Annotated in this window: 25 protein-coding genes; 10 read left to right on the top strand and 15 right to left on the bottom strand. The window is 71.3% G+C overall.

Annotated features, from left to right (window positions below; all coding sequences use genetic code 11):
- A partial coding sequence (locus tag QH270_RS15330; RefSeq protein ID WP_280342433.1) for a tautomerase family protein occupies positions 1–343 on the top strand: 343 nt, incomplete at its 5' end.
- A 22-nt stretch (positions 344–365) separates the two neighbouring features.
- On the opposite strand, the gene QH270_RS15325 is transcribed toward QH270_RS15330, so the two are convergent.
- Positions 366–1,463, bottom strand: a complete 1,098-nt coding sequence (locus tag QH270_RS15325; protein ID WP_280342430.1) for an FAD-dependent monooxygenase — start codon at positions 1,461–1,463, stop codon at positions 366–368.
- A gap of 101 nt (positions 1,464–1,564) precedes the next feature.
- Between QH270_RS15325 and QH270_RS15320 the strand changes: the two genes are divergently transcribed.
- A complete protein-coding gene (locus QH270_RS15320; protein WP_280342428.1) occupies positions 1,565–2,122 on the top strand; it encodes a TetR/AcrR family transcriptional regulator in 558 nt (185 codons plus the stop codon).
- Here QH270_RS15320 and QH270_RS15315 read toward each other — a convergent pair.
- Genes QH270_RS15315 through QH270_RS15300 form a run of 4 tightly spaced genes read right to left on the bottom strand, consistent with a single transcriptional unit; the run spans position 2,115 to position 7,137 of the window.
- Positions 2,115–3,566: a GntP family permease gene (locus tag QH270_RS15315; protein WP_280342426.1), complete on the bottom strand. Its 1,452-nt coding sequence runs from the start codon at positions 3,564–3,566 to the stop codon at positions 2,115–2,117. The genes QH270_RS15320 and QH270_RS15315 overlap by 8 nt on opposite strands.
- An 11-nt stretch (positions 3,567–3,577) precedes the next feature.
- Complete coding sequence (locus QH270_RS15310) at positions 3,578–4,219, bottom strand: bifunctional 4-hydroxy-2-oxoglutarate aldolase/2-dehydro-3-deoxy-phosphogluconate aldolase (protein WP_280342424.1); 642 nt, start codon at positions 4,217–4,219, stop codon at positions 3,578–3,580.
- Positions 4,216–5,829: an N-acyl-D-amino-acid deacylase family protein gene (locus QH270_RS15305; protein WP_280342421.1), complete on the bottom strand. Its 1,614-nt coding sequence runs from the start codon at positions 5,827–5,829 to the stop codon at positions 4,216–4,218. Before QH270_RS15305 ends, QH270_RS15310 begins: the two co-directional genes overlap by 4 nt.
- Before the next feature lie 9 nt (positions 5,830–5,838).
- Positions 5,839–7,137 carry an amino acid deaminase gene (locus QH270_RS15300; protein ID WP_280342440.1) on the bottom strand — a complete coding sequence of 433 codons (1,299 nt, stop codon included), beginning with the start codon at positions 7,135–7,137 and terminating at the stop codon, positions 5,839–5,841.
- 105 nt (positions 7,138–7,242) lie between these two features.
- On the opposite strand from QH270_RS15300, the gene QH270_RS15295 reads away from it, so the two are divergent.
- The 4 genes from QH270_RS15295 to QH270_RS15280 all read left to right on the top strand — a co-directional run bounded on the left by QH270_RS15295 (position 7,243) and on the right by QH270_RS15280 (position 9,735).
- A complete protein-coding gene (locus tag QH270_RS15295) occupies positions 7,243–8,286 on the top strand; it encodes a sugar kinase (RefSeq protein WP_280342419.1) in 1,044 nt (347 codons plus the stop codon).
- Positions 8,283–9,053 carry an IclR family transcriptional regulator gene (locus QH270_RS15290; RefSeq protein ID WP_280342417.1) on the top strand — a complete coding sequence of 257 codons (771 nt, stop codon included), beginning with the start codon at positions 8,283–8,285 and terminating at the stop codon, positions 9,051–9,053. Before QH270_RS15295 ends, QH270_RS15290 begins: the two co-directional genes overlap by 4 nt.
- A gap of 5 nt (positions 9,054–9,058) precedes the next feature.
- A complete protein-coding gene (locus QH270_RS15285) occupies positions 9,059–9,466 on the top strand; it encodes a RidA family protein (protein WP_280342415.1) in 408 nt (135 codons plus the stop codon).
- A 101-nt stretch (positions 9,467–9,567) separates the two neighbouring features.
- Positions 9,568–9,735, top strand: a complete 168-nt coding sequence (locus QH270_RS15280) for a hypothetical protein (RefSeq protein WP_167456415.1) — start codon at positions 9,568–9,570, stop codon at positions 9,733–9,735.
- A gap of 18 nt (positions 9,736–9,753) precedes the next feature.
- Here the strand turns inward: QH270_RS15280 and ppc are convergent, their stop codons facing one another.
- Positions 9,754–12,525 carry a phosphoenolpyruvate carboxylase gene (ppc, locus tag QH270_RS15275; RefSeq protein ID WP_280342413.1) on the bottom strand — a complete coding sequence of 924 codons (2,772 nt, stop codon included), beginning with the start codon at positions 12,523–12,525 and terminating at the stop codon, positions 9,754–9,756.
- 81 nt (positions 12,526–12,606) lie between these two features.
- Positions 12,607–13,143, bottom strand: coding sequence for a sugar O-acetyltransferase (locus QH270_RS15270; protein ID WP_432420368.1), 537 nt, complete (start codon positions 13,141–13,143; stop codon positions 12,607–12,609).
- A gap of 97 nt (positions 13,144–13,240) precedes the next feature.
- Here QH270_RS15270 and QH270_RS15265 point away from each other — a divergent pair, with 97 nt between their 5' ends.
- The 3 genes from QH270_RS15265 (at position 13,241) to QH270_RS15255 (ending at position 16,011) form a co-directional block, all read left to right on the top strand.
- On the top strand, positions 13,241–13,870 hold the full coding sequence (locus tag QH270_RS15265; protein ID WP_280342409.1) for a TetR/AcrR family transcriptional regulator: 630 nt from the start codon (positions 13,241–13,243) through the stop codon (positions 13,868–13,870).
- A gap of 79 nt (positions 13,871–13,949) precedes the next feature.
- Positions 13,950–15,335, top strand: coding sequence for a lipase family protein (locus QH270_RS15260; RefSeq protein WP_280342405.1), 1,386 nt, complete (start codon positions 13,950–13,952; stop codon positions 15,333–15,335).
- A gap of 43 nt (positions 15,336–15,378) precedes the next feature.
- Entirely contained in the window at positions 15,379–16,011 is a 633-nt protein-coding gene (locus QH270_RS15255; protein WP_280342403.1) for a hypothetical protein, read from the top strand.
- A gap of 9 nt (positions 16,012–16,020) precedes the next feature.
- Here QH270_RS15255 and QH270_RS15250 read toward each other — a convergent pair whose 3' ends face one another.
- The 8 genes from QH270_RS15250 to QH270_RS15215 all read right to left on the bottom strand — a co-directional run bounded on the left by QH270_RS15250 (position 16,021) and on the right by QH270_RS15215 (position 24,220).
- On the bottom strand, positions 16,021–16,587 hold the full coding sequence (locus QH270_RS15250; RefSeq protein WP_280342437.1) for a GTP-binding protein: 567 nt from the start codon (positions 16,585–16,587) through the stop codon (positions 16,021–16,023).
- A gap of 22 nt (positions 16,588–16,609) precedes the next feature.
- Complete coding sequence (locus tag QH270_RS15245; RefSeq protein ID WP_280342401.1) at positions 16,610–17,047, bottom strand: DUF742 domain-containing protein; 438 nt, start codon at positions 17,045–17,047, stop codon at positions 16,610–16,612.
- Positions 17,044–17,472: a roadblock/LC7 domain-containing protein gene (locus QH270_RS15240; RefSeq protein ID WP_232997934.1), complete on the bottom strand. Its 429-nt coding sequence runs from the start codon at positions 17,470–17,472 to the stop codon at positions 17,044–17,046. Before QH270_RS15240 ends, QH270_RS15245 begins: the two co-directional genes overlap by 4 nt.
- Positions 17,469–20,312, bottom strand: coding sequence for a sensor histidine kinase (locus tag QH270_RS15235; RefSeq protein ID WP_280342398.1), 2,844 nt, complete (start codon positions 20,310–20,312; stop codon positions 17,469–17,471). The genes QH270_RS15240 and QH270_RS15235 overlap by 4 nt, the downstream gene beginning before the upstream one ends.
- Positions 20,313–20,498: 186 nt before the next feature.
- On the bottom strand, positions 20,499–21,521 hold the full coding sequence (locus tag QH270_RS15230) for a hypothetical protein (protein ID WP_280342396.1): 1,023 nt from the start codon (positions 21,519–21,521) through the stop codon (positions 20,499–20,501).
- A gap of 46 nt (positions 21,522–21,567) precedes the next feature.
- A complete protein-coding gene (locus tag QH270_RS15225; protein WP_280342393.1) occupies positions 21,568–22,074 on the bottom strand; it encodes a PspA/IM30 family protein in 507 nt (168 codons plus the stop codon).
- A 23-nt stretch (positions 22,075–22,097) separates the two neighbouring features.
- A complete protein-coding gene (locus QH270_RS15220; protein ID WP_280342388.1) occupies positions 22,098–22,865 on the bottom strand; it encodes an alpha/beta hydrolase in 768 nt (255 codons plus the stop codon).
- Positions 22,862–24,220 carry a TerD family protein gene (locus QH270_RS15215; protein ID WP_280342435.1) on the bottom strand — a complete coding sequence of 453 codons (1,359 nt, stop codon included), beginning with the start codon at positions 24,218–24,220 and terminating at the stop codon, positions 22,862–22,864. Before QH270_RS15215 ends, QH270_RS15220 begins: the two co-directional genes overlap by 4 nt.
- A 165-nt stretch (positions 24,221–24,385) precedes the next feature.
- Between QH270_RS15215 and QH270_RS15210 the strand changes: the two genes are divergently transcribed.
- Positions 24,386–25,273: a ribonuclease Z gene (locus QH270_RS15210; protein WP_280342385.1), complete on the top strand. Its 888-nt coding sequence runs from the start codon at positions 24,386–24,388 to the stop codon at positions 25,271–25,273.
- The last annotated feature ends 58 nt before the right edge of the window (positions 25,274–25,331 follow it).

Genomic DNA, 25,331 nt, shown 5'->3' with positions numbered 1-25,331 from the left:
GATCTACACCGGCGTCGGGCTACCCGCGTTCTACGTCGTGGTCCTGTTCGAGGAGATCCAACGGTCCTCGTTCTACGTCGGCGGCGAGGCCTCCGACGACACGGTGCGCATAGTCGTCGAGCACCTCGCCCGCCACCTGGACGACCCGGTCATGCGCGAACGATCCACCCGCAGACTCAACGCCGCGATGGAGCCCTTCACCCGCGACCGCGGCCTGCACTGGGAGTTCCACACCTACGAATCCCCCAGGGATCTCTGGATGATCGCCGGGCAGTTCCCGCCCCCGCCCGGCTCGGCGGGCGAGAAGGCCTGGGCGGCGGCGAACAAACCCGTCCCCTACTGACGACGTCCGCCAGTACCACGTCTCACGCCGGCCAGTCGAGGATCTCACCCATCGCGCGCATCGCCGCCGAGGCGGGGGTGAGGCGTAACGCGGTGTCGCGCAATGCGACCAAGGGCGCGGCGGAGAGCTGGGCAATCGTGCCGATGCGCGCGGATCGGGTGGCGATCATCCTGGTGCGCGGGCGGCGTTCGCGGTCGTAGCGGGCGAGCCCGTCGGGTTCGCCCGCCAGCCGGGCCAGCACCACGGCGTCCTCGAGTGCTTGGCAGCCGCCCTGCCCGAGATTCGGCGTCATGGCGTGGGCCGCGTCGCCGACGAGGGCGATCCGGCCCGTCGCATAGGTCGGCAGCGCGGGCAGTTCGTAGATGTCGTTGTGCAGCACGGTGTTCGCGTCCGCGGCGGCCAGCAGAGCCGGAATCGGCGGGTGCCAGCCGGTGAAGCGGGCGCGCACCTCGGCGAGGGTCCCCGGCGCGTGTTCGGGGGCGTTGTAGACGGCGAAGCAATAGACGCGCCCGTCGACGAGCGGAGCGATGCCGAAACGCGCGCCCCGGCCCCAGGTCTCCCCGAACTCCGTCAGCGGTTTGGCGGTCTCGACCACGGCGCGCCAGGCGGTGTATCCCGCGTAGCGGGGCGACACCTCGCCGCACACCGCGCTCCGCACCACGCTGCGAATCCCGTCGGCGCCGACGACGAGATCCGCGGTCGACACGCCCGCCGAGTGCCGGACCGTACCGTCAGCCGCCGCCTCGATGACGGAGACTCCGGTCCGCACGACCCCTTCGGGCACCGCCGCGCGCAGGATGTCGAGCAGGTCGGCGCGGTGGATCAGGACGGGCGCGCCGAAGCGCGCGCGCATCGTCGCCGCATCCGTGCGCGAGAGCCAGCGTCCCCGGCTGTCGCGGATACCCGCCGCCACGTCCTCGATCCCGTGCCCGCGCACCGCGGCACCGACCCCGAGCTGGTCCAGCGCGCGCAAGGCATTGGGCCACAGCGAGATTCCCGACCCCACGGCCGTGATCTCGGGCGCGCGTTCCAGCAGCTCCACCGACCAGCCCTGTCGCGTCAGCGCCAGCGCGGTCGCCAGACCCCCGATACCGCCGCCGACGACGATTGCTGTGGACATCGCGTTCTCCCTCGTAGCAGGTACGCGGCCCACGCTACTACCGCTGTAGTGACTCACACTACCGATGTAGTGGGAGTCACTACGGGCGTAGTATCCGCAGCGTGGCCAGCAAGCGTGAACAGATCCTCGACGCCGCGATCGACCTCCTGGGCGAGCGTGGCGCGCGAGCGCTGACCCACCGGGGGGTGGACGAGACCGCGGGCGCCCCGCTCGGGTCCACCTCCAACTACTTCCGCACCAGGGAGGCCCTGCTGATCGGCATCGCCGAACGGCTGGAGCACCTCGACCGCGGCGAATGGGAGCCCACGGCACAGGTCGACGGGCCCCCGACCCTCGACGACTTCGTCGACGCCATGGCCCGGTTCGTCCAGCACGCCACCGGTCCCGGCCGGGCCCGCACGCTGGCCAGATTGGCCCTCTTCGGCGAGGCGCAGACCATGCCCGCCCTGCGCGATTCGCTACACCGCGCGCACCGACGGATACGGGACCACGCGATCGTCCTGGCCGCCACCGTCGGCTTCGACGCCGCCGACACCGGCATCCTGGTCGACTACCTCGACGGCGTCATCGTGCACAGACTCAGCGGCGCGGAGACCGGACCCGATCCCCGCGCCGCCCTGCGCCGGCTCGTCGACGCGCTGCGTACCGACCTCAGCTGACGATCGCGAACAGCGCCGCCGCGACCACGAAACTCACCACCGACAGCACGGTCTCGAGCACCGTCCAGGTCTGCAGGGTCTGCTTCACCGTCATGTTGAAGTACTTCGCGATGATCCAGAATCCGCCGTCGTTGACGTGGCTGAGGATGATCGACCCGGCCGCGATGGCCATGGCGATCAGCGCGATCGACATCTGCGAGTAACCCTCGCTCGCCACCAGCGGCGCGACGATGCCACCGGTGGTGACGATCGCGACCGTCGCCGAACCCTGGGCGATCCGCAGGCCACAGCTGATCAGGTAGGCGAGGACGATCACCGGGAGCCCGGCCGCCGACATGGTGTCGGCCAGCGCGGTGCCGATCCCGGTGGCGGAGATGACCTTGCCGAAGAAGGCGCCCGCGCCGACCACCAACAGCACCATGCCGACCGGCTTCAGCGATTCGGCGGTGATCGTGCTCAGCTCCTGCACGGTGGAACCGCGCCGGATGCCGAGCAGGTAGAAGGCCACCAGCACCGTGATGAGCAGTGCCACCGCGGGAGTGCCGAAGAAGGTGAGCACCTGCAGCAGGGCCGAATCCTTGTCCAGCAGTTGGTAACCGAAGGTGGCGCCGAGGATGAGCACCAGCGGGATGGCGATGATCGCACCGATCAGCGCGACCGACGGCGGCGACTTGGTGAGCACGGCGGTCCCGCCGGCGCCCGCGGTCTCGCCGTCGTCCCCGTCCGCGCCCGTGCCGTTCGGCTCGAGCGGCACGAACTCGGCGGGCACGTCGACCTGCACGCGCTTACCGATCCAGGTACCCCAGACGATGCCGGCGGCGACGAAACCCGGGATGCCGCAGACGAATCCCATGATGATCAACCAGCCCAGGCTCACCCCGAGCAGACCGCCGAGCGCGACGGGACCCGGGTGCGGCGGCAGGAAGGCGTGCGTCATCGACAGACCGGCGAGCATCGGCATGGCGTAGAGCACCAGCGAACGCCCACCCCGCTTGGCCGCGACGTACACCAGCGGCGCGAGCACGAAGATGCCGATGTCGAAGAAGACGGGAATGCCGAAGATGAGGCCGAGCAGGCCCATCGCCACCGGCGCGCCCTTCTCGCCGAAGGTCCGCAGCAGCCGGTCGGTGAGCACGTCGGCGCCGCCGGATCGCTCGAGGATCGCGCCGAGCACGGTACCGAGACCGATGATCACCGCGATGTGCCCGAGGATGCCGCCGAAGCCCGTTTCCAGCAGTGACTCACCGGCTTTCAGTGGTGTGCCGACGATCTGGGCCACCGGGAGCCCGGCGGCGAGGGCCAGCAGCAGGCCGGTCAGCAGGAGCGCGACGAACGGCTCCAGTTTGACCTTGATGATGGCGATGAGTAGTACGGCGATCGCGAGACCGCACAGCACCAGCAACCCGGGGGTGGTGGTGCGCAACCAGTCGACAGTGGCGCCCATGGGAGAACCTCTCAATCAAGCGAATGGACGAAGCGTTCGGCGTTGGCGCCGATCCGGGACCACCGCGAACTCGCGACGTCGGCGGGGGCCACCACGTCGGTGCCGGCGGAGACGGCGATCGCGCCCGCCCGCAGGAAGTCGCGGGCATTCTTGGCGTTCACGCCGCCGGAGGGGATCAGGTCGATGTGCGGGAAGGGGCCGCGCAGATCCTTCAGGTAGGCCGGGCCGAAGGCGCGGGCCGGGAAGATCTTCACCACCGCGGCGCCCAGCTCGACCGCCGTCAGCACCTCCGACGGTGTGAAGGCGCCCATGATCACCGGGATCCCGTGGGCGACAGCCACTTCGGCGACCTCGGGCCGTAGCGCCGGGGTCACCAGGAAGCGGGCGCCCACCTCGATCGCGGCCTCGGCCTGCGCACGGGTGGTCACGGTGCCCACGCCGACGACGGCCTCGCGCACGGTGGACGCCGTGCGCACCGTCTCGAGCACGCCGAGCGTGGTGAAGGTGAGCTCCACGGCGCGGATGCCCGCCCCGGCGAGCGTGCGGGCGAGCCCGGCGGGGTCGGGGATCTCGGGCGCGCGGACCACGGTGAGGGCACGGTCGGCCCGGATCACCTCGATGGCCTCGGACGACGAGCTGAGCAGCGGGTTCATCGGGTCTCCTCTCGCGTGGCGTCCATCCGCAGCGCGCGGCCTGCGCGCACGCCGGTCGGGGTGCCGTCGGCCAGCGCGAACGCGCCGTTGACCAGCACGTGCTGGATGCCACGCGCCTGTTGACGTGGTTGTTCGAAGGTCGCTGAGTCGTGGATCGACGCCGGATCGAACACGACGAGGTCGGCGGCGTAGCCGGGACGGATCAGGCCGCGCTCGGCCAGGCGCAGCCGGGCGGCGGGCCGGCCGGTGAGGTGGTGCACGCAGTCCTCGAGCTCGAGCACGCCGAGCTCGCGGACATAGCGCGACAGGTAGCGCGGGAAGGTGCCCCAGGCCCGCGGATGCGGCCGCGCGCCGACCAGCAGCCCGTCGCTGCCACCCGTGTGACCGGGGTCGACCATGATCGCGCGCACATTCTCCTCGTGGCCGACGTGCTGCAGGATCGTCGTCGCGAGCTGGTCGCGGCGCAGCAGCTCGAAGAACACCACCACCGGTTCGCGGTTCTCCTCGGCGGCGATCTCGGCGACGGTGCGCCCGACGTAGTCCGACAGCTCGTCCTGCGCGACACCGCTGATCTGGATGGTCTCCCATTCGACGGTGACGCCGTGGCAGCCGTCGGACCCGTTGACGTTCACGTCCGCGACGATCCTGGCGCGCTGGGCCGGGTCGTCGAGCCGGGCCAGCGCGGCGTCGGGCCCGCCCGACATCGCCCAGCTCGGCAGCAGCGCCGACAGGGTCGTCGAGCCGGGCAGGTACGGGTAGGTGTCGAGGGTGATGTCGGCGCCTTCGGCCCGCGCCGCGGCCACCATGGCGAGGAATTCCGGTGCGCGCCCGCGGTTCACGCCGAAGTTCATGGTGGCGTGGGTCAGGTGCAGGGCGCAGCCGGTCGACTTCGCCAGGCCGATCATCTCCGCGTACGCCTCGAGCGCGCCCGCGCCGTAGGAGCGGGTGTGCGGGGCGTAGAAGCCGCCGTAGGTGGCCACCACCGCGCACAGCGCGGCCAGTTCGCCGGTGTCGGCATACATGCCCGGCGTATAGGTGAGCCCGCTCGACATGCCGACCGCGCCCTCGTCGAGGCCCTGGGCCAGCACCGCGCACATCCGATCGATCTCGGCGGTGGTGGCCGCGCGCTGCTCGCTGCCGACGACGAGCAGCCGCAGCGTGCCCTGCGGGACGAGGTAGGCGGCGTTCGGGGTGATGCCCTGGTCGAGCCGGTCCAGGTACTGGCCGACAGTGCGCCAGGAGAAGTCGAGATCGGCCGGGTTGCCGTTCCAGCCCGCGATCTGTTTGCGCACCACCGCGAGCGCGGCGTCGTCGATCGGCGCGTAGGACAGCCCGTCCTGGCCGATCACCTCGGTGGTCACGCCCTGGGTGATCTTCGGCGTGTGCTCGGGGTGGGTGAGCAGGTGCAGGTCCGAGTGCGCGTGCATGTCGATGAAACCGGGCGCGAGCACCGAACCGGGCCGGGTCGCCACGACGGTGGCGTCGGCGGTGATCGCGCCGGGGGCCGCGATCTCGGCGATCCGGCCGTCGCGCACGAGGACGTCGCCGCGGCGGCGCGGGGCGCCGGTGCCGTCGACGATGTCGATGTCGCGGAAGAGAGTGTCCGTCATGGTCATCCGTCAGAAGTAGGTGCGGATCAGGTCGACCACGCGGGGGGCGGCGGTATCGGCGCTGTCGATCACCGGAATGCGCCGCCACTTGTCGAACGCGGTGCACGGGTGCGACAGGCCGAGCCGGACGATGCTGCCGACCGGCAACTCGGCGGCGCTCGCGCCGGGCAGCCGCAGGAAGGTGTGCTGATCGTTGAGCGCGGTCACCTCGGCGCCCGCGGGCAGCGCGCCGCCGACCACCCGCTGCGGCACGGGCAGTCCCTCGTCGAAGGGGAAGTCGCGCTTGCCGCCGTCGAGCAGGGCGAGTTCGGGTTCGGGACGTGACACCACGCGGGCCCAGCCGTGCATGGCGGCGCGCAGACCGGGGTCGACGGCCGGGGCGGCCAGCGGCGAGATGCCTGCGTAGAAGCCGTCGTCGTGGATGACGTAGGCGCCGCTGCGCAACACGACCGTGGTGGTGGCGTCGGCGAGCCGAGCGAGTTCGGCGACCACGAGTTCGGGGTAGGCGCTGCCGCCCGCGGTGACCACCGCCGGTCCCCGGTAGGCGCCGGCGGCCACGAGTTCGGTGTGCAGGGCGGCGAGTTCGCCGAGGTAGCCGCGCACGGCGTCGATCCCGGCCGTGCTGCGATCGTGCGCCAGCGCCCCTTCGTAGCCGGCGACGCCGGCGAGGTCGAGGCGTTCGCTCGCCGCGATGGCGGCCGCGACCTCGTGCGCCTCGGCGCGGGTGCGCGCGCCGGTGCGTCCGTGCGCGCCGCCGAGTTCGACCAGCACGCGCACGGGCGGGGCGGCGGGGGCCTCGCGCAGGATCTTGTCCATCAGCTCGACGGTGGCCACGCTGTCGGCCCAGCAGAAGAACTCGAACCCGGCGTCGCGCGCGGATTCGGCGGCGACCCAGGACAATCCGGCCGGGTCGACGAGCGCGTTGGCCAGCATGATCCGGCCGACGCCGAAGGACCGCGCGAGCTGGGCCTGCCAGCCGGTGGCGAGGGTGATCGCCCACGCGCCCGCGGTGAGCTGTTCGCGCCACAGCTGCGGCGCCATCGTCGTCTTGCCGTGCGGGGCCAGCGCGACACCGGCCGCGGCCGTCCACTCCGCCATCAGCGCGAGATTGGCGTCGAGCCGCGCCCGGTCGAGGGTGAGCAGCGGGGTCTGCCACTGCGCGAGTTCCGGTGCGCCGGCGAGGTACTCGCGCACGGTGCGCCCCCACGCCGCGGGCGGCACGCTCTTGTCCCCCGGCCCGAGCGACTCGTCGGCCAGCGCGTCCACGACGGCGTTGTCGATAGTCACAGCTTCCCTTTCGTGGTTCATATCGAGCATGCATTGCATAATGTGCAACGCGGGTTGCATCTAGTGTTTCTGCTCGTTATTGTGCATCCCGAGGGCAGTGATGGCAAGCACGAAAGGGCGGAAAAGGTGACACAGGCAACAGCGACGACGCCGCGGGCGGTCACCGTCGGCGAGGGGCTCGCCGTGCTCGTCGCCCGTTCCGGCCCCCTGGAACAGTCCGCCGTGTTCGACCGCGGGGCCGGTGGCGCCGAGGCCAATGTGGCACTGGTCCTCGCCCAGCTCGGCGTCTCGACCGCGTGGCTGTCCCGGGTCGGCGACGACGGCTTCGGCCGCTACCTGGTGGCCCAGCTCGCCGCCGGCGGGGTCGACGTCGGCGCCGTCATCGTCGATCCGGACCGCCCGACCGGGCTCTACGTCAAAGAGCGCGGCAGCGGTTCGGGCGCACCCCACGACCTCCCCGCCCATGCCAGCCGCATGCACTACTACCGGGCCGGGTCGGCGGGCAGCGCGCTCTCCCCCGCCGATCTGGCGCCCAGGATCGCGGCCGGTCTGCTCGACCGCGCCGATCTGGTGCACTTCACCGGCATCACCCCGGCCCTGTCGACCTCGGCGAACGAACTCACCCGCACCCTGATCGCCCTGCCGCGACGCGGACGCCTCGTCAGCTTCGATCTCAATTACCGCCCGGCACTCTGGGGTTCGCGCGTGGCCGCGGCCGCCGACGAACTCGCCGCCCATGTCCGCGGCGCGGACGTGGCCCTGCTCGGCGCCGACGAGGCCGCAGAGATCTTCGGCACCGGCGAACCGGCCGCGCTCCGGGCACTGTTCCCGGAACCGGCCCAGCTGATCATCAAGAACGACAAGCACACCGTCATCGGCTTCGACGGCGCCACGGCCGTCGAGGTGCCCGCGTTGGCGCTCGAGATCACCGAACGGATCGGCGCCGGTGACGCGTTCGCCGGCGGCTATCTCGCCGCCCTGCTGCACGGCGCCGACCCGCGCACCCGGCTGCGCTACGGCCACCTGTGCGCCGCCGCCGCGCTCACCGCCACCGGGGACGCCGCGAAACTGCCACCGGCGCAAGAGATTCGACGGCTGGCCGCACTCTCCGACCGGGAGTGGGCCGGGTTGCGCCACCCCGACGCACTGGATGGGACGATCGGGCCATGAGTCAAAGCGTGTCGCGCGCCCTGTCCATTCTCATCGCCCTCGGCGAGGACTCGCAGTCCCTCGACGAACTGGCGGCGCGGCTGGGCGTGCACAAATCGACGGTGCTGCGACTGCTCCAGACCATGCAGGCGGACCGGTTCGTCGTCCGCGATGCCGCGCACCGGTATTCGCTGGGCACCCGGATGTTCGAATTGGCCAGTCGCGCACTGGAGAATCGCGACGTGCGCACCGTCGCCCGCCCGCATCTGAGCGCGCTCGGCGCCGCCACCGGGCAGACGGTGCATCTGGCCGCCTACGAATCCGGCGACGCGGTCTACATCGACAAGGTCGACGCCGAACAGTCGGTGCGGATGTACTCCCGGATCGGCCGCCCCGCGCCGCTGCACTGCACCGCCGTCGGCAAGGTCCTGGTCGCCGCGCTGCCGCGCTCGGAATGGCCCGCGGTCGCCGCGCGCCTGGATTTCCACCCGTTCACCACCAAGACCCTGCGTACCCCCGAGCAGTACCTGGCGGAGCTGGACCGCGTGGCGGCGCAGGGTTTCGCCGAGGACCACGAGGAACACGAGAGCTTCGTCAACTGCATCGGCGTGCCCGTGCGCGACGGGATCGGCGCCGTGGTCGCCGCCGTGTCGGTCTCGGTGCCCGACGTGTTGCTCGACCACGATCAGGTGCTGGCGCTGCTGCCCCAGGTGCGGGCGACCGCCGACGCCATCTCCACCGAACTCGGCTGGACACCCCGCCGAGATCCCATCCCGAGGAAAGGCTGAACTCCATGTCCGACAAGATCGCCGTGCGCACCGCCGACGCCCCCGCGCCCGCCCACACCTTCTCCCAGGGCGTGCGCAAGGGCCCGTTCGTGCAGGTCTCGGGGCAGGGTCCGGTCGACCCCGAGACCAACGAGTACCTGCATCCCGGCGATGTCGCCGCCCAGACGACCCGCACCCTGATGAACGTGCGCGCGATCGTCGAGGCGTCCGGCGCCACCTTCGACGACGTGGTGATGCTGCGGGTCTACCTCACGAAAAGGGAGGATTTCGCCATCATGAACGAGGCGTATGGTGAGTTCGTCACCGAGCACACCACGAGCGGCGTCCTGCCGTCGCGCACCACGGTCTTCACGGGCCTGCCCCGCGAGGAGATGCTGGTGGAGATCGACGCGATCGCGGTCGTCACGGACTGAGTCTTTCCGCGATGTCGATGACAGCGGCCGCCGACCCGTGTTGTGATGGGGCGGCCCTCACCCCGGGGGCCGTTCGACCCGTTCTACCCGAGGATCAGCCTATGTTCGCCAAGACCGCCCGGCCGCTCGCCGTCGCCGCCCTCGCCCTGTCCGTCACCGCCGTCGGCGCCGGTACCGCCTCGGCCGCCACGGCAGCACCCGTCGTCGGCTCGGTGTCCATCTGCACCGGAATCCCGGTGGGCCCGATCACGATCAGCGTCTGCCTCTAGCCAGCCCGAGTTGCCCGGCTAACCCGAGTTGCGCAGGGCGGTGGCCAGACCGTTCATGGTGAGCAGGATGCCCCGCTTCACCAGCTCGGAATCGTCACCGCCGCGCAGCCTGCGCAGCAGGTCCACCTGGAGCTGATTGAGCGGCTCCAGGTACGGGAACCTGTTGTGGATCGACTCCGCCAGCGACGGGTTGTCGCTGAGCAGTTCCGCGTGTCCGGTCACCGCCTCGTACATGCGGACGGTGCGGGCGTGTTCCTCGCGGATCATCCCGAAGATCTGGGTGCGCAGCGCCTCGTCGGTGACCAGGTCCGCGTAGCGGGCGGCGATGTCGAGGTCGCTCTTGGCCATCACCTGCGCCAGATTCGACAGCACCGTACGGAAGAACGGCCAGCGCCGGTACAGGTCGGTCAGCCGGGCCAGGCGGTCCGCGTCCGCGCCCACCCATTCCTCGAGCGCCGTGCCGGTGCCGTACCAGCCGGGCAGCATGACCCGCGCCTGGCTCCACGCCATCACCCACGGGATCGCGCGCAGGTCCGACACCGAATTGGTCGGCTTGCGCGAGGCGGGACGGCTGCCGATGTTCAGGTCGCCGACCTCGGCGACCGGGGTGGACTGACGGAAGTACTCGACGAAGCCGGGTGTCTCGTGCACCAGGCGCGCGTAGGCGGCCCTGGCGCGGCCGGCCAGCTCGTCGAGCAGCGCGTAGGCCGGTTCGGCGTCCTCGCCCAGGCCCTCCACATCCAGCAGGGTCGATTCCAGGGTGCCCGCGATCAACGACTCCAGATTGCGGTGCGCCGCGCCCTGTTCGGAGTATTTCGCGGCGATCACCTCACCCTGTTCGGTGAGCCGCAGGGAGCCACGCACCGCACCGGCGGGCTGGGCCAGGATGGCGTCGTAGCTGCGGCCGCCACCGCGGCCGACCGTGCCGCCGCGCCCGTGGAACAGCCGCAACCGGATCCCCGACTTGCGCGCCACCTCGACCAGATCGAGCTCCGCTCGGTACAGCGCCCAGTTCGCGGCGAGATAGCCGCCGTCCTTGTTGGAGTCGGAATAGCCGAGCATCACCTCCTGGCGCATGCCCGCCGCCGCGACCAGCTCGCGGTACACCGGCACCTCGAGCGCCGCGGCCAGGGTGTCCGCGCCCGCGCTGAGGTCCTCGATGGTCTCGAACAGCGGCACGATGCCCACCGGGCTGCGCGGGCTCGCCGCGAGCGAACCCGGGTCGAGGATGCCGGCCTCCTTCAACAGCAGCGCGGCCTCGAGCATGTCGCTGACCGAGGTGCACATGCTGATGATGTAGTTCGGGACCGCGGCGGCGCCGAAGGTGTCGATCACCTGCTTGGCGGCGCGCAGCACGCCCAGTTCCTTGGTGGCCGGCTCGCTGAGCCGCGCGCTCGGGCCGAGCAGTGGTCGGCGCGTGCGCAATTCGTTCGCCAGCAGCTCCACCCGCTGGGCCTCGGACAGGCTCGGATAGTCGGCGTGCGCGCCCGACCAGGCCAGCAGTTCGGCGACGACCTGCTCGTGCACCTCGGAGTTCTGCCGCATGTCCAGGCCCTGCAGGTGGAAACCGAAGGTCTCCACGGCGTGTCGCAGGTCGGCCAGGCGGTCGTCGGCGAGCAGGGCGTCCCCGCTCGCGCGCAGCGAAGCGTCGATCGCGTCGAGGTCGTCCAGGACGTCCTGCGGGGTGGCGTACGGCGCGGCCGCGGTGTCCAGGCCGTGCTCGGGCAGCGCGTCGAGGGCGCGGGCCGCCGTGGCGCTGAGCCGGGCCCGGATCGCGTGCAGCGCACGGCGATACGGCTCGTCGGCGAACACCGCCGGGTCGGGATAGCCGGCCTCCGCCAGCGCGGCGACCTCGGGACTCACCCGCACCAGGCGCGCCGACTGCGACAGCGACTTCTCCAGTTCCACCAACTCGTCCAGGTACCGGCCGAACGCGTAGGCGGCGGCCTGTTCGGCGGCGGTGTGCACGACGTCGGCGGTGACATAGGGGTTGCCGTCCCGATCGCCGCCGATCCACGAACCGGGGCGCAGGATCGGCCGCGGCAGCAGGTCCGCCTCGGGCCAGCGCGCCCGCAGCGCCGCGCGCACCTGCGCGTTGATCGCCGGGATGACGTCGTAGAGGGTGAGGTCGTAGTAGCGCAGGCCGACCGAGATCTCGTCCTGGATCCGCAACCGCGCCAGCCGGATCAGCGCGGTCCGCCACAGCGTCAGCACCTCGCGACGGATGCGCAACTCGGTGTCGGCCAGGCCGGGGTCGCCCGGTTCGAGCCTGCGCCGCAGCCGCATCAGCTCGGTGATCTTGGCTTGCACGTCGAAGACGGTGCGGCGGCGGGTCTCGGTCGGGTGCGCGGTGATCACCGGCGAGACCAGCGCGTCGGTGAGCTGTTCGGCCACCGTCGCGCCGTCGAGCGCGGCCGCGTCGAGCTTGGCGTAGGTCGCGGCCAGCGAGGAATCCTGTGGGGGTTCACCGGCGGCGACGTGCGCGGCGCGGCGACGGTCGCGCTGGATGTCCTCGGCCAGGTTGGCCAGCAGCACGAAGTAGCTGAAGGCCCGGATCAGCGGGATCGCGACCTCGGTGGGGGTGCCGTCGAGCATGTCGGCGACGGCGCTGCGCTCGACCTCCTCGCGGCGCACCCGGAACGCCTCGGTGCGCACCCGTTCGATCAGGTCGAAGACCTCGGGGCCCTCGTGGTCGCGGATGGTGTCGCCCAGGATGCCGCCGAGGAACCGGATGTCCTCCCGCAGCGGCCGGGTCGCTTCCTGCTCCTGCGCCGTTCGCGATTCGCCCATGGAAGAACAGTATGGCCGTCACCGTCCGGGCGCGACCCGGCGACGCGCCCTGCCCGGTCGCGGCGATCTCCGGGCCGGGGCCTACAGTTCCCGGACCACCCGCGCCGGGTTGCCCGCGGCGAACACCCGGTCCGGCAGGTCACGGGTGACCACGCTGCCCGCGCCGACCACCACGTCGTCGCCGATGGTCACGCCGGGACACACGATGACCCCGCCGCCGAACCAAGCGTTGTTCCCGATCCGGATCGGTGCCGCGGATTCCCAACGCTGCCTGCGTTTCTCGTGATCATCCATGGGATGCAACGCGGTCAGCAGCTGGCAGCGCGGCCCGATCGAGCAGTCGTCACCGATCACGATCGGCGCGCAGTCGAGCAGGATCGCGTCGTAGTTGAGGAAGCTGTTCGCCCCGATCTCGATGAGATACCCGTAGTCGCACTGGAATCGCGGCATGATCCACGACCCCTCCCCCAGCGCGCCGAGGAGTTCGCCGAGCAGCGCGGTGCGGCGCCCGGTCTCCTCGGGGCCGGTGCGGTTGAACTCGTCGCACAACCGTTGCGCCCGTTGCCGTTCCGTCACCAGTTCGGGGTCGTTGTCGCGGTAGAGCTCACCGGCCAGCATCCGCTGCTTGTGTTCACCCACCTGGGCGAGTGTAGCCACGACGCGGAGGCGGTGTCTGGGCCAGTGGGTGCGCGCGGCCGCTCAGTAGGGTCGGGGTGTGACGCCAGCACGGACCCGACACAACTACACCGGTACCTCGGTCGCCGAACGGCAGGTCGAGCGCAGGGCGCTGTTCATCGAGGCCGGGCTCACCGTCTTCGCGGAGAAGACGTATGCCAACAGTTCGCTGACCGAGGTGTGCGCGGCGGCGGGACTGTCCCGGCGGCAGTTCTACGAGCAGTTCGCCGGGCGCGAGGAACTGCTCGTCGCGGTGTACGACTGGGTACAGGGCAAGGCGCGGGCGGCGGTCACCGCCGCGCTGGCGGCGGCGGATTCCGATGACCTGCGCACCCTCATCGACGCGGCGGTGCGCGCCTACACCACGGCGATCACCGACGACATCCGCTGCGCCAAGGTCGCTTTCGTCGACATCGTCGGGGTGAGCCCGGAGATCGAGGAGCACCGCGCGCGAGTGCGCGACGAGTGGGGCGAGGTGGTGGCGGCGATCGCCGCCGGACGCGACGGGGTGCGGGTGCCGCCCGGCGGCTGGCGGGTGGCGATGGCGGCGTTCATCGGCGCGGTGAACGGCGCCGTGCACCAGTGGAGCCTGGACGATCCGCGCCCACCGGTCGACGAGCTCGTCGACGTCTTCACCACCCTGCTCAACGCCCTGACCACCGCGAGCTGATTGCGACCCGCACCACACCCGTGCCATAGTAGCCCTCATTGAGACGACGGTGTCTCAATTCCTGTGAGGACTGTGCACGATGAGATCTTCCTTCGCTCTGCGCTGGTCGGCCCTGGTCACGGGCGTACTCGCGGCGGCGACCGTGGTGGTGGCCGGCCCGGTGGCCGCCGAACCCGGCGCGGTGGCGCCCGCGCCGGTGATTCCGCTGCCGCCCGAACTCGACCCCGGCTTCTACCTTCCGCCCGCCGACGCAGTGGCGGCGACCGCTCCCGGTGCGATCATCGCCGCCCGCCAGGTCCGGATCGCCGACTTCGGTGTGCTGCCGGTCGACGTCGACGCCTGGCAGGTGTCCTATCGCTCCAACAACAGCCGCGACGAGGCGATCCCGGCGGTCGCCACGGTGATCAAGCCGCGCGGGCAGGCGCCCGAACCGCGCAAGCTGCTCTCGGTGCAGCTGGCCGAGGACTCCACCGCCGGCTATTGCGCGCCGTCCTATGCGCTGCAACATCTTTCGGTGGCGCCGGTGGCGGGCCAGATCGTGGTGCCCGCCGAATTCCTGTTCGCGCAGGCCGCGCTGGCGCAGGGCTGGGCCGTCGTCGTGCCCGACCACCAGGGCCCGAACTCGGCGTACGCGGCCGGGCCGCTGGCCGGGCGGATCACCCTCGACGGCATCCGCGCGGCGACCTCGTTCGCGCCACTGGAGGTGGGCCCCACCGCCCCGGTCGGGCTGTACGGGTATTCGGGTGGGTCGATCGCGACCGGGCACGCCGCCGAGTTGCGCGCCTCCTACGCGCCCGAACTGAACATCGTCGGCGCGGCCGAGGGCGGCGTCGGTGCCGATCTCGGCGCCGCGCTGAGCATGGCGAACAACCAGCTCACCTCGGGCCTGGTCTTCGCCGCCGTACTCGGCCTCACCCGCGAATATCCCGATTTCGCCACCTATCTGAACCAGCGGCTCGACCCGCTCGGCCAGGGGCTCACGACGATCAAGTCCCCGCTGTGCGTGCAGTACCAGTCAGCGCTGCTGCCGTTCCTCAACCTCACCGGCATGATCGGCTCCGATGGCAATCCGCTCGACGATCCGCCGGTCGCGGCGATGCTCGACGACACCCGCATGGGCAAGTCCGTGCCCGACATGCCGCTGTTCGTCTGGCATTCCGCGTGGGACGAGATCCTCCCGCTGGCCGCCACCGACACCCTCGTCGACACCTACTGCCGCGACCCGGACACCTCCCTCACCTACACCCGCGACCACGCCAGCGAACACATCGTCGCCGAGGTCGTCGGTGGCCCCGCCGCCCTGCTGTGGCTGCGCGACCGCCTCGACGGCGTCCCGGCCCCGAAGGGCTGCACCACCTCCGACGCGGGCACCATGGCCGCCACCCCCGGCGCCCTCGCCTTCCTCGGCGACACTCTCTCCGCCAAGTTCGCCACCCTCTTCGGCGTACCACTGGGCAGCCGCTGACACACCTACCGGGGCCCTCCGACGGCCCCGGTAGGGTGATCGGGTGAATCATCCAGGGGGACCATCACATCCGCACCCGGCGACGCCGTATCCGCAGGGCGGGCAACCGCCACACCCGGGCTCCGCGTTGCCGCCGCCGCAGTATCCGGGACCGGCCGGTCCCGGATATCCGCCGCAGTATCCGACCCCGGGCCGGCCCGGCTACCCACCCCGCCCGCCGAGGCGTAACAAGGGGCTGATCATCGCCGCGGCGATCGGCGCGGGCATCGTGGCCTTCGCGGCGTCAGGGGCCATGGTGTACCGCGGCGTCACCGACCCGCACGGCCGCGGCGAGATGAACGATCTCACCGCCGGGCGATGTGTCGACAAGCCGTCTTCTTCCGGCACCGTCTACTCGCTACCGACGCGGTCCTGCGACAGACCCCACGACGGCGAGGTCGTCTACGTCGGCTACCTCACCGGGTGGGAGAACGAAACCGCCGCCCGCGAAGCGGGCAAGACCCTCTGCCTCACCCATGCGACGCCGATCATCGAAGCGAGCACGGCGAACGTGGTCGTCGAATTGATGTCCTATGCCCCGGCCGACGCGGCCTCCTATCGCAAGTCCACCGCCGTCCAGTGTGTCGCCTGGGCCACCGCCGGAGCGAAGTTGACGGGGTCGCTCATCGGCAACTGACCGGAGACGTCAGCTGACCTCGCGCTCGCGAGGTCGAGCACGGTGGAGGAGGACCTGTTCGAGCAGGGCCACCAGGGTGTCTCGCACGGAGTCGCGGGCGCGGGCGTCGCAGTCGAGGACGGGGATCCAGTCGTCGAGGCCGAGGGCTTCGCGGACCTCGGCCAGGTCGAAGTGGGGGGCGCCGTCGAAGCGGTTGACCACGACTACGAACGGGGTGTCGTGGTCCTCGAAATAGTCCAGGACGGGGTAGCAGTCCTGGACCCGGTCGGTGTCGACGATGATGACGGCACCGAGCGCGCCGTCCACCAGGTCGTCCCACAGGAAGACGAAACGATCCTGGCCGGGCGTGCCGAACAGGTAGAGCACCAGCTCGGAGTCCAGGGTGATGCGGCCGAAGTCCAGCGCCACCGTGGTCGCCGTTTTGTCGGCGCGATGGCCCGCGTCGTCGACACCGAGCGACATCTCGGTCATCGACGCCTCGGTGACCAGCGGTTCGATCTCGGAGATGGCGCCGATGAACGTGGTCTTCCCGACGCCGAAGCCGCCGCTGACGACGATCTTCACCGACGACGGCATCACCGGAGCCGACGTACGGAATTCAGAGTGCCCGAACAAGATCCCTGATCCTCTCGATGGCGGCGGTCGACAGCTCCGGCGCGTCGCGCACGCCCACCCGGCCCGCTGCGGCCAGGTCACTGACGATCACCTTCGCGATGCCGACCGGAATCCGCAGGGCGGCACCGATTTCGGCAATGGAGTGCGGTCGTTGACACAGGCGCACCACGGTGTGCTCCTCGAATCGCAGCGGTGCCGACAGCGCGGACGGCGCTGCCTGCACCAGGGTTTCCAGCCGCAGGCCGTCCAGCACGGGGACCGTGCGACCGGCCGTGACCACGAACGGGCGCACGAACCGGTCGTCCACCTCGGGGTCGGCGGACCGCGCCGGGAGGGGCGCGGCCTGGTCGCGCCAGCCGGTGGTCGCGCGGACCGGGACCATGCGCGGGTCGGGCACCCGGGGGCGATCGGGATCTCTCATCTGCGCAACGACTCCCGCAGTTCGCCGATGAGCATCGGGTCGAGCAACGCGCCCGCGCGCTCGGCCAGGACCGCCATCTCGTAGCCGACCAGGCCGACATCACAGCCGCCGTCGGCGATGACGCCGAGGCAGCTGCCGTCCCCCAGGGCCGAGACCAGCAGGAAGCCACGGCGCATCTCGATCATGATCAGTTTCAGGCCGTCGAATTCGTAACTGCGCGACGCGCTTCGGGCCAGACTGGCCAGGCCCGACACCATCGCGGCCAGCCGGTCGGCGCCCGCGCGATCGAGCCCGTCGGACATGGCGATGAGCAGCCCGTCGGAGGAGACCGCGACGGTGTCGCGTACCCCGTCGGTCTCGCGGACGAAGTTGCCGAGCAGCCAGTTGAAGGTGTGTGGGTCGGCGGTGGGCAGGTGGGTGGTCATCGAAGCTCCTCGGTTCGGGGCCGGTGCTCGCCACGGGCCTCGCCCGCGCGGTCGTGGCCGGTACGGAACGCGGTCAACAGGCCGCGGGTCTGCTCGGGGGTGCGTTCCACGGCGGGCGGGCGGTGCGGCTCGGACACGGCACCCCGCGGCGGGGCTTCCGGCGCCTTGGCGCGTTTGCCCCGCTTCACCAGTCCGTTGCGGGTGCGCTCGACGGTGGGCGCCGCCTGCGGGCCCACGTGCCGGACGATGCCGTCCCCCGGATCGACCGATTCCCGCACCGTCGGCTCGCGGCGGGAATGCGCCGCGCCATTGACGAACTGCGCGTACGGCGAGTCACCCTGTGCGGCGGCGGAAGTCGGGCCGGAGCGCAGCGTCCGTGCACCGGTAGCCGTCGGCCCTGGGCCGGCGAGACCGTTCGCATCAGAAGGCGTCGCTGCCCCGTTCGTACGAGACGGCGGGGCCGAATCCGCCCGCCGCGAAGCCACCGTGCCTGGCGCGCCGACGCCGGGCATGCGCGAGGTGCCTGCCTCGGTTCCACCGTCGGAGGTCCGAGCCGACGGTGGATGGACCTGTGCGCGGGATCGTTGATCCACGCCGGATCGACCCGAGGGTGCGGCGCCCAGATCCCCTGGAACGCGGCGCACTGCCGCTGCTTGCGCACCACCACCGGTGATGTCGAGGGAAAGCCCCGTCACCGCTGTCGCCCCGGCGGTACCGGCGCTCCCGGCGGCACCACCGCGCTCCGCACTGGCGTCTCCGGTCACCACGCTCGCTGCGATCGCCGGAGCGTATCGGTCATCAGCGGAGGCTCCGGGAAGATCGTCCCGCGCCGCGGCGGCCTGCGCCGGTCGCTCGATGGACTCGCTCACCCCGGCAGGCGGTGTCGACCCCGCCTCGAGGGCACCCGGGTCGTCGCCGGATCGCGCTGGGCGCGTGGCGTTCTCGTCGGCGAGCAGGCTCGGTGGCAGCAGCATCCGGGCGACGATGCCGCTGACCGGGGAGGTGGTGAGTTCCACGTCGATGCCGAGGCGCCCGGCCAGGCGGCCGACGACGTAGTGCCCGAGGTAGCGGGTCGAGGCGACGATGAAGTCCTGCTCGCCGCGCAGCCGCGCGTTGGCCTCGGCGAGTTGCTCGGCGCCCATGCCGACACCGTGGTCGACGACGGCGAGCAGGTACCCGCCCGCGACCTTGCGGCCGTAGATCTCCACCTCCAGGTCGGGCGGGGAGAACGCGAGCCCGTTCTCGATGAGTTCGGCCAGCGCATGGGCGAGTTCGCTCACCACCGCGCCGGCGACCGCGATCTCGTCGACACGGCGCAACGCCACCCGCCGGTAGTCGTCGACCTCCGAGAGCCCGGCGCGGATGACATCGGTGAGCGCGATCGGCTCGGCCCAGCGCCGCGGACTCGCCTCACCGACGAGCACGAGCAGGCTCTCGGCATTGCGGCGCATGCGGGTGGCGAGGTGGTCGAGATCGAACAGATTCGACAGCGCCTTCGGGTCCATCTCCTCGCGCTCGAACTCGCTGATCAGGCCGAGCTGCCTGCGGACCAGGTTCTGGTTGCGGCGGGCCAGGTTGGCCAGCGATTCGGTGGTGTTGCGCCGCACCAGCGCCTGCTCGGAGGCCAGGTCGAAGGCGGTGGTCTGCACCCGGTCCAGCGCGCGGGCGACCGCGTCGATCTCCACGCCGGCGCCGGGCGGGGTGCGCACGGGCGCGGGGGCGGGCGGGGCGGTGTCGGCGTCGCGCCAGGCGGCGATCGCCGTGGGCAGGCGGCGGGAGGCCACGTCGTCGGCTTCGCCTGCCAGCCCGGACAGCGGGCGCACGATCGCCCGGACACTGGCGATCACCAGGACCACCTCGGCGGCGACGGCGAGCAGCGCGGCCAGGGCGTAGGCGGCGAGCGTGAGCAGGGCGGTGCGGCGCAGTTCGTCGGCGCGGGCGCGGATGTCGGCGCCGATGGCCTGCTGCACGGTGCGCTGCGCGTCGATCACGTCGGTCATCTGCGCCCACCACGTCGCCGGATCGACCGGGTGGGTGAGCGGTCCGGCCATCGAGGCGATCGCGATGTTCTCCGCCCTGGCGGCCAGCGCGGCGCTCGCCCCGGTGCGGACCGCGTCGATCCGATCCCGCTGCGCGGCCGTCGCGTCGCGTTCGAACTGGGTGAACGCGGCGGCGCGGGCGGCCCGGATGTCGAGGAACTGCAGGTACTCCCCCTCGGCGAACGCACCGGCCGCGAAGACACCGTTGAGGAAGCCGCGTTCGCGTGCCGTGAACTCCTTGGCGTCGCCGAGCGCGTAGAGCGCCTGCAGGCCGTGCCGGATCGCCGGATCACGGGCCTGGTCGAGACCGAGCGCCGCCCGGTTCACCGCGTCGATGCTGTCGGAGTAGAACTGGAACGCCGCCTGCCGCGTGATCGCGCGGGTGTCGATCCGGGCACGTAGCCCCGGCACCCCCGCGAGCTGGTTCAGCGCCGCGCCCAGCGCCGTGGCACCGGGCGGCCCGGCCGCCACCGCCTCGGCCAGAATCCGCAGGGCCGTATCGGTGTCGGCGCGCTGATCGAGCACCGGCGGCCCGAGCCGCTCGTCGCCGCCGAGCAGGCCGTTGCTCAGGCCGCGTTCGCGCTGTACCTGATGCACCAGGTCCTGGGCCAGCAGCGCCAGGGCCACCGCGTCGACGGTCTCGCCGCTGCGCCGGTACGCCGACACCTGGGTGGCCATCGTGAGCCCGAGCAGCACGAGCACCAGCACCAGCGACACCGCCAGGATGCGGCCCAGCTGACCGGCGATGGTGCGCGGCCGGATCAGGCCGCCCGCGGCCCGCCGTCGGGAAAGTGAACGCACCCACCTGCTCCTCGGAAGACACCGCGGGTGGTCATCCAGCGGCTCGGCGACAGTCAGGTGTCAACTTGCCCGCGCCCACCGCGGCGGTCAATCCGGGGCGGCGCCGGTGCGGGTTTCGTGCACTGATCTCAACACGCCGGAAACGAACGGCGCCTTCTGTATCCGAAACCTCACAGCGGCGGCGCGTCACTCACCGCCGAGAATTCCCAGCACCTGCTCGGAGTAGAAGAACGGTTCGAGGCGCTCGCGGATCAGCGCGGCGAGCACGCCGTTGCGCTTGGCCGACTCGATGACGGCGGGACCGTAGCGCAGGATCTCGGTGCTGATGTCCTCGGCGCTCAGGCCCAGTTCAGGCAGCATGGCGGTGAGCGTGTGACCGCGGTAGCGCTGGTAGAACACCTCGACGCATTCGCGCACGAGCATCCCGAAGTATTCCTTCTCCCTGGTCGTCACGGCGATCTCGTAGCAGATCTGGACCAGTTCGTTGAGATCCTTCTGGGTGAGGTACTCGCGCAGGCCGGCCACCGGCTCGTCGGCGTGCAGGTCCCAGAACTCCATGGCCGCCGAATGCACGGGCGCGTCGCGGAGCATGTCGCGGATGGCGTTGTTGGTGCGCTTGAGCGCGAACAGCGCGCCCTTGCCCGCCAGGTCGCCGACGAAGGTGCTGTCGGCGACCTTCTTGGCGCGGTTGGCGGCCGACTGGCCCAGCGACATCAGCGAGGACACGCCCGGGATCTTCTCGGCGCGTTCACGATTGGCCTGCATGAAATCGCCGATCAGCTTGTCGACGAAGCGCGCGGCGACGGTGGCCACGAGGGGGCTCTCGGTGAGCCGGTCCAGGATCCGCTCCTGGGCCTGGTGCATTCCGAAGATCTTCTCCAGCAGCGCTTCCACCGGCTCACGGTCGACGACGTCACCGAGGGTGTATTCGGTGTTGGCGGCGATGTGGTCGTAGATGGCGTCGGCGAAGACGCCCACGGTGTCGGCGATGACGGGGCTGCCGCCGATGCGGTCGAACACGGTCGCCACGGTCTGCTCGCCCTGTTCCAGGCTGACGACGTCACCGAAGACGATGGTCTCGCCCACGCTCAGCACGGCGGCGACGTCGCGGGCGATCACCTCGGCGAACCGGTCGCCGGTCACCTCGGCGAGCAGGAAGTCCACCTGCGCGTCGAGCAGTCGGTCGGCGATCTGGCGCGCCTGTGTCATCTGGGTCCACCCATCACGGTCGTTGCTCGGACGGGAGGCCTTTCGGCTACTGGTCGTCGGCGCCGGAGTCGTTGCCCTGCATCGATTTCCGGATCTGTGCCAGACGCTCGCGCGCGGCTTTCTCCCGCGCCTCCCACTGTTCGTCGGCACTGCGACCCGCCGGGGTCTGCCGGTCGAGCTCACCCATGCCCTGCGCGGTGCCGAAGCGCTGCTCGACCTTATCGCGAACCGCGTCGAATGTCGGCACTCCCGACGCGGAATAGCCGCCGGTCGCGGCGGGTGCGGCGGTCCCGGACACCCCATGCGGTACCGGCGGTACCGGGAACGTGCCTCCGACCTGCTCCGATGCGACGGGCACCACATCGGCGTCGATGACGTCCGTGTCCAGAGTCACAGGCGGCCCGGCTTCGGCATGACCGGCCTCGACCTGGGCGAGCGCGGCGGCGACCGGGCCGAGGCCAGGCCTGCCTGCGACGGCGGCGCGCAACACCGACACCAGGTCGGTGTCCGGCAGGGCGGCCAGCTGACCGAGGATCCCGCTCACATCACTCATACCGCCAGGCTACGCACGCGGCGTCAGCGCAGGAAGGCGTCGCTCCATTCGACGATGCGCCGCGGCCAGGCGGGACCGAGCGCGTCGATCACGTCGTTGTGGCCCGCGCCCGGCACGACGACCAGCTCCTTCGGATCACGCGCCGCGGCGAACAGCCGCTCGGCGTGGCGCAGCGGGAGCAGTTCGTCACGGTCGCCGTGGAACATCAGCACCGGCACCCGCAGGGCGGCGATCCGGCGCAGGCTCGGATAGGCGTTCGGGATCAGCGGCGACGGCAGGAACGGGTAGACCGAGCGGGCGGCCGCGCGCATGCTGCTGAACGTCGACATCAGCAGCATGCCCGCGGGCGGATGCTCGGTGGCCAGCTCGAGCAACACGCCGCCGCCGAGCGACTTGCCGAGGTAGATCACCTTGGCGGGGTCGACCTCGGGCTGGTCGAGCAGCGCGGCGCGGGCGGCCCTGGCGTCGAGGTAGGTGCCCCGCTCCTCCGGTGCGCCCGTGCTGTGGCCGAAGCCGCGGTAGTCGAAGGCGAGCACATCGAATCCCGCCGCCACGAGCAGGGCGATGATCGGGACGCGATCGCCGATCGTGCCCGCGTTGCCGTGGGCGTAGAGGATGTGTCCGCGCGGCCGCTCGGCCCGCACGAACCAGCCGTGCACATCGACACCGTCGGCGGTGCGCATGGTGAGCTCACGGTGATCGAGGCCGAACGCCGCGGGCGTCTGGGCGACGTGCTTGTCCGGGTGATAGACCAGCGCGTTGAGGACCCGGGTGGCGGGGTGCCGCATCATTTGCCCCGCCCCGCCTGGAAGCCGAAGTCCCACTGGTACAAGCGCGCGATCTCCATGACGCCACCGCCGGGCTGACCCGCGGGCGGGCGCACGAACACGCCCTCGCGGCGGACCACCAGTTCGCCGTCGACGTTCTCCAGCACCGCGAGGACGGCGTCGCGGGAGTTGTCGGTGCAGCCGTCGAGGGTCATCTCGATCGGCGCGGAGTTCACCGGATGCAGGGTGACCGTGGCGTGCACGCCACGGAAGTCGCTCGCGCCGTCGTAGATCGAGGCGAAGACCAGGACGCGGCGGAAGAACCGGGTGTAGTCGAGATTGATCGAGAGGTTCTCGCCGGTGATGCTGGCGCCGGTGCGGTCGTCCTGGTCGAGGTGGATGAACGGCGGTTCGTACAGCGCGCCGAAGCGCCGGTCCAGCGCGCGCACCGATCCGATCGCGCCGTTGACCAGCTCGAAGAAGCAGCACAGGTCGAGGTCGATGTTCTTGCCGCGCAGCTTGCCGAACAGGCGCCCGGTCGCGGCCATCGAGGTCCAGTTGAGATTCACCCGCATGACCCCGCCGGTCGCGCCGTGCTTGGTGAGCGAGACCGACGGCGCCTCCTTGGTCAGCGAGACCTTGGCCAGGTTCACCGGCGGGGGCGCGGCAGGTTGCTGAGGCGGCGGTGAGGCGAACCGCGCAGCGGCGTGCGGCGGCTGTGCGAAGGGCTGTTGGCTCGGCGGCGGCGCGTACTGCTGCGGTGGGTGGGGCCGGCCCGAGATCGGCGGCGGTGCGGCGGAAGTGGGGCCGGGGGCCGGTTGGGGCGGCGGGGTGAACGGCACGTCGGGCGCCGCCGGGGTGGGCGCGTCGTCGACGGAGATACCGAAATCCGTGGCCAGTCCGGCCAATCCGGAGTCGTACCCCTGCCCGACCGCACGGAACTTCCACGCGCCCTGGCGCCGGTACAGCTCACCGAGGACGAACGCGGTCTCGGTGGTGGCGCCGGTGCTGTCGAAGCGCGCGATCTCCGCGCCGGTGGCCGCGTCCAGCACCCGGATGTAGAGGCCACGGAACTGTCCGAAGGTGCCGCCGTCGGCGGAGGCGGCGAGCACGATGGTCTCGATCTGCGGTTCCACCTGGGCCAGGTGCACCGACAGCGCGTCGACGACGGTGGGGCCCTGCTGTTTTCCCTCGTGCCGCACCGTGCCGGAGGGATGCACCGCCTGGTTGTAGAAGACGAAGTCGTCGTCGGACCGCACCTTCGCCCCGGCGAGGAGCAGGGCCGAGGCATCGGCGTCGGGCACTCCGGGCCCCGACTGCCAGCCCACTTCGACGCGAACCGCGGCGGCGGGCACCGCGAGATTGGCGCCTTTCATCATCGACACAGCTGCCAACCTAGCCCCGACCCGGCGCCACGCCCAACCCGTCGTCACGGACGCGGTGGCCGTATCCGTCGGGCGGTTCGGTCCGCGCCACCTGGACACGCCGGCGCGAGGCCCCGAAATGGACCTGACAGCGTCATCGCGACCGGCGAGGATGGGGACATGTCGACGCGGGAACTCATCGTGCTGGGTACGGCGGGGGCGGTACCGACTCGCCGCCGCAACCACAACGGCTACCTGCTGCGCTGGGGCGGTCAAGCGATCCTGTTCGACCCGGGCGAGGGCACCCAGCGGCAGATGGCGCACGCCGGGGCGTCGGCGACCGAACTGCACTGGCTGTGCGTCACGCATTTCCACGGCGACCATTCGCTCGGCGTGCCGGGCATCGTGCAGCGGCTCGGCCGCGACGGCGTTCCGCACGACGTCCACGCCGTGTTCCCCGCCGCGGGCGCCGAGTACTGGACGCGCTTGCGGTACGCGACCAGCTACTACGGCTCGGCGAACATCGTCGAACACCCGGTCGACGGCCCCGGCGCGACCCTGCCCGGCGACGGTTTCACGATCACCGCGCTGCCGCTCGAGCACAGCATCCCCACCTACGGCTACCGCGTCGCCGAACCCGACGGCCGCACCTTCCTGCCCGATCGCCTTCGCGCGCACGGCATCTCCGGCGCGGCTGTCCGCGAGTTGTCCGGCGCGCTGCTCGAGGACTGCACGGTACCGCGGCCGGGCCAGAAGGTGGCGTTCGTGATGGATACGCGCCTGTGCGACAACGTCTTCGCCCTCGCCGACGGTGTCGACATGCTCGTCATCGAGTCCACCTACCTCGACTCCGAACTCGACCAGGCCACCGAGCGCGGTCATCTGACGGCCAGGCAGGCGGGCGAGGTGGCACGCGCGTGCGGAGTGAAAACCCTTGTCCTGACGCACTTCTCCGAGCGCTACGGCGAATCCGACGACCCACTGTTCCTCGACCAGGCCGGCTTCCCCGGCGCAATCCTGGCGCACGACCTCGACCGGATCCCCCTCCCCGCCCGCCGCACCCGCTGATCCGACGCGACGAGGCCCGCCCGAGAATCGGGCGGGCCGCGAAAGCTGGTGCCCGGCC

Origin of the sequence: Nocardia neocaledoniensis, from assembly GCF_029868625.1 — a bacterium.
GTDB classification, from domain to species: Bacteria; Actinomycetota; Actinomycetes; order Mycobacteriales; family Mycobacteriaceae; genus Nocardia; species Nocardia neocaledoniensis_A.
Note: the sequence above shows the minus strand (reverse complement) of the source record. Positions and strands in the feature narration are given on the sequence as shown.

Bases quoted from the DNA above. Each gene is read 5' to 3' on its own strand.
- QH270_RS15325 (WP_280342430.1), bottom strand. From the start codon at position 1,463: ATGTCCACAGCAATCGTCGTCGGCGGCGGTATCGGGGGTCTGGCGACC.
- QH270_RS15315 (WP_280342426.1), bottom strand. From the start codon at position 3,566: ATGGGCGCCACTGTCGACTGGTTGCGCACCACCACCCCCGGGTTGCTG.
- QH270_RS15310 (WP_280342424.1), bottom strand. From the start codon at position 4,219: ATGAACCCGCTGCTCAGCTCGTCGTCCGAGGCCATCGAGGTGATCCGG.
- QH270_RS15305 (WP_280342421.1), bottom strand. From the start codon at position 5,829: ATGACGGACACTCTCTTCCGCGACATCGACATCGTCGACGGCACCGGC.
- QH270_RS15300 (WP_280342440.1), bottom strand. From the start codon at position 7,137: ATGAACCACGAAAGGGAAGCTGTGACTATCGACAACGCCGTCGTGGAC.
- QH270_RS15290 (WP_280342417.1), top strand. From the start codon at position 8,283: ATGAGTCAAAGCGTGTCGCGCGCCCTGTCCATTCTCATCGCCCTCGGC.
- QH270_RS15285 (WP_280342415.1), top strand. From the start codon at position 9,059: ATGTCCGACAAGATCGCCGTGCGCACCGCCGACGCCCCCGCGCCCGCC.
- QH270_RS15280 (WP_167456415.1), top strand. From the start codon at position 9,568: ATGTTCGCCAAGACCGCCCGGCCGCTCGCCGTCGCCGCCCTCGCCCTG.
- ppc (WP_280342413.1), bottom strand. From the start codon at position 12,525: ATGGGCGAATCGCGAACGGCGCAGGAGCAGGAAGCGACCCGGCCGCTG.
- QH270_RS15270 (WP_432420368.1), bottom strand. From the start codon at position 13,143: ATGCTGGCCGGTGAGCTCTACCGCGACAACGACCCCGAACTGGTGACG.
- QH270_RS15260 (WP_280342405.1), top strand. From the start codon at position 13,950: ATGAGATCTTCCTTCGCTCTGCGCTGGTCGGCCCTGGTCACGGGCGTA.
- QH270_RS15250 (WP_280342437.1), bottom strand. From the start codon at position 16,587: ATGCCGTCGTCGGTGAAGATCGTCGTCAGCGGCGGCTTCGGCGTCGGG.
- QH270_RS15245 (WP_280342401.1), bottom strand. From the start codon at position 17,047: ATGAGAGATCCCGATCGCCCCCGGGTGCCCGACCCGCGCATGGTCCCG.
- QH270_RS15240 (WP_232997934.1), bottom strand. From the start codon at position 17,472: ATGACCACCCACCTGCCCACCGCCGACCCACACACCTTCAACTGGCTG.
- QH270_RS15230 (WP_280342396.1), bottom strand. From the start codon at position 21,521: ATGACACAGGCGCGCCAGATCGCCGACCGACTGCTCGACGCGCAGGTG.
- QH270_RS15225 (WP_280342393.1), bottom strand. From the start codon at position 22,074: ATGAGTGATGTGAGCGGGATCCTCGGTCAGCTGGCCGCCCTGCCGGAC.
- QH270_RS15220 (WP_280342388.1), bottom strand. From the start codon at position 22,865: ATGATGCGGCACCCCGCCACCCGGGTCCTCAACGCGCTGGTCTATCAC.
- QH270_RS15215 (WP_280342435.1), bottom strand. From the start codon at position 24,220: ATGATGAAAGGCGCCAATCTCGCGGTGCCCGCCGCCGCGGTTCGCGTC.
- QH270_RS15210 (WP_280342385.1), top strand. From the start codon at position 24,386: ATGTCGACGCGGGAACTCATCGTGCTGGGTACGGCGGGGGCGGTACCG.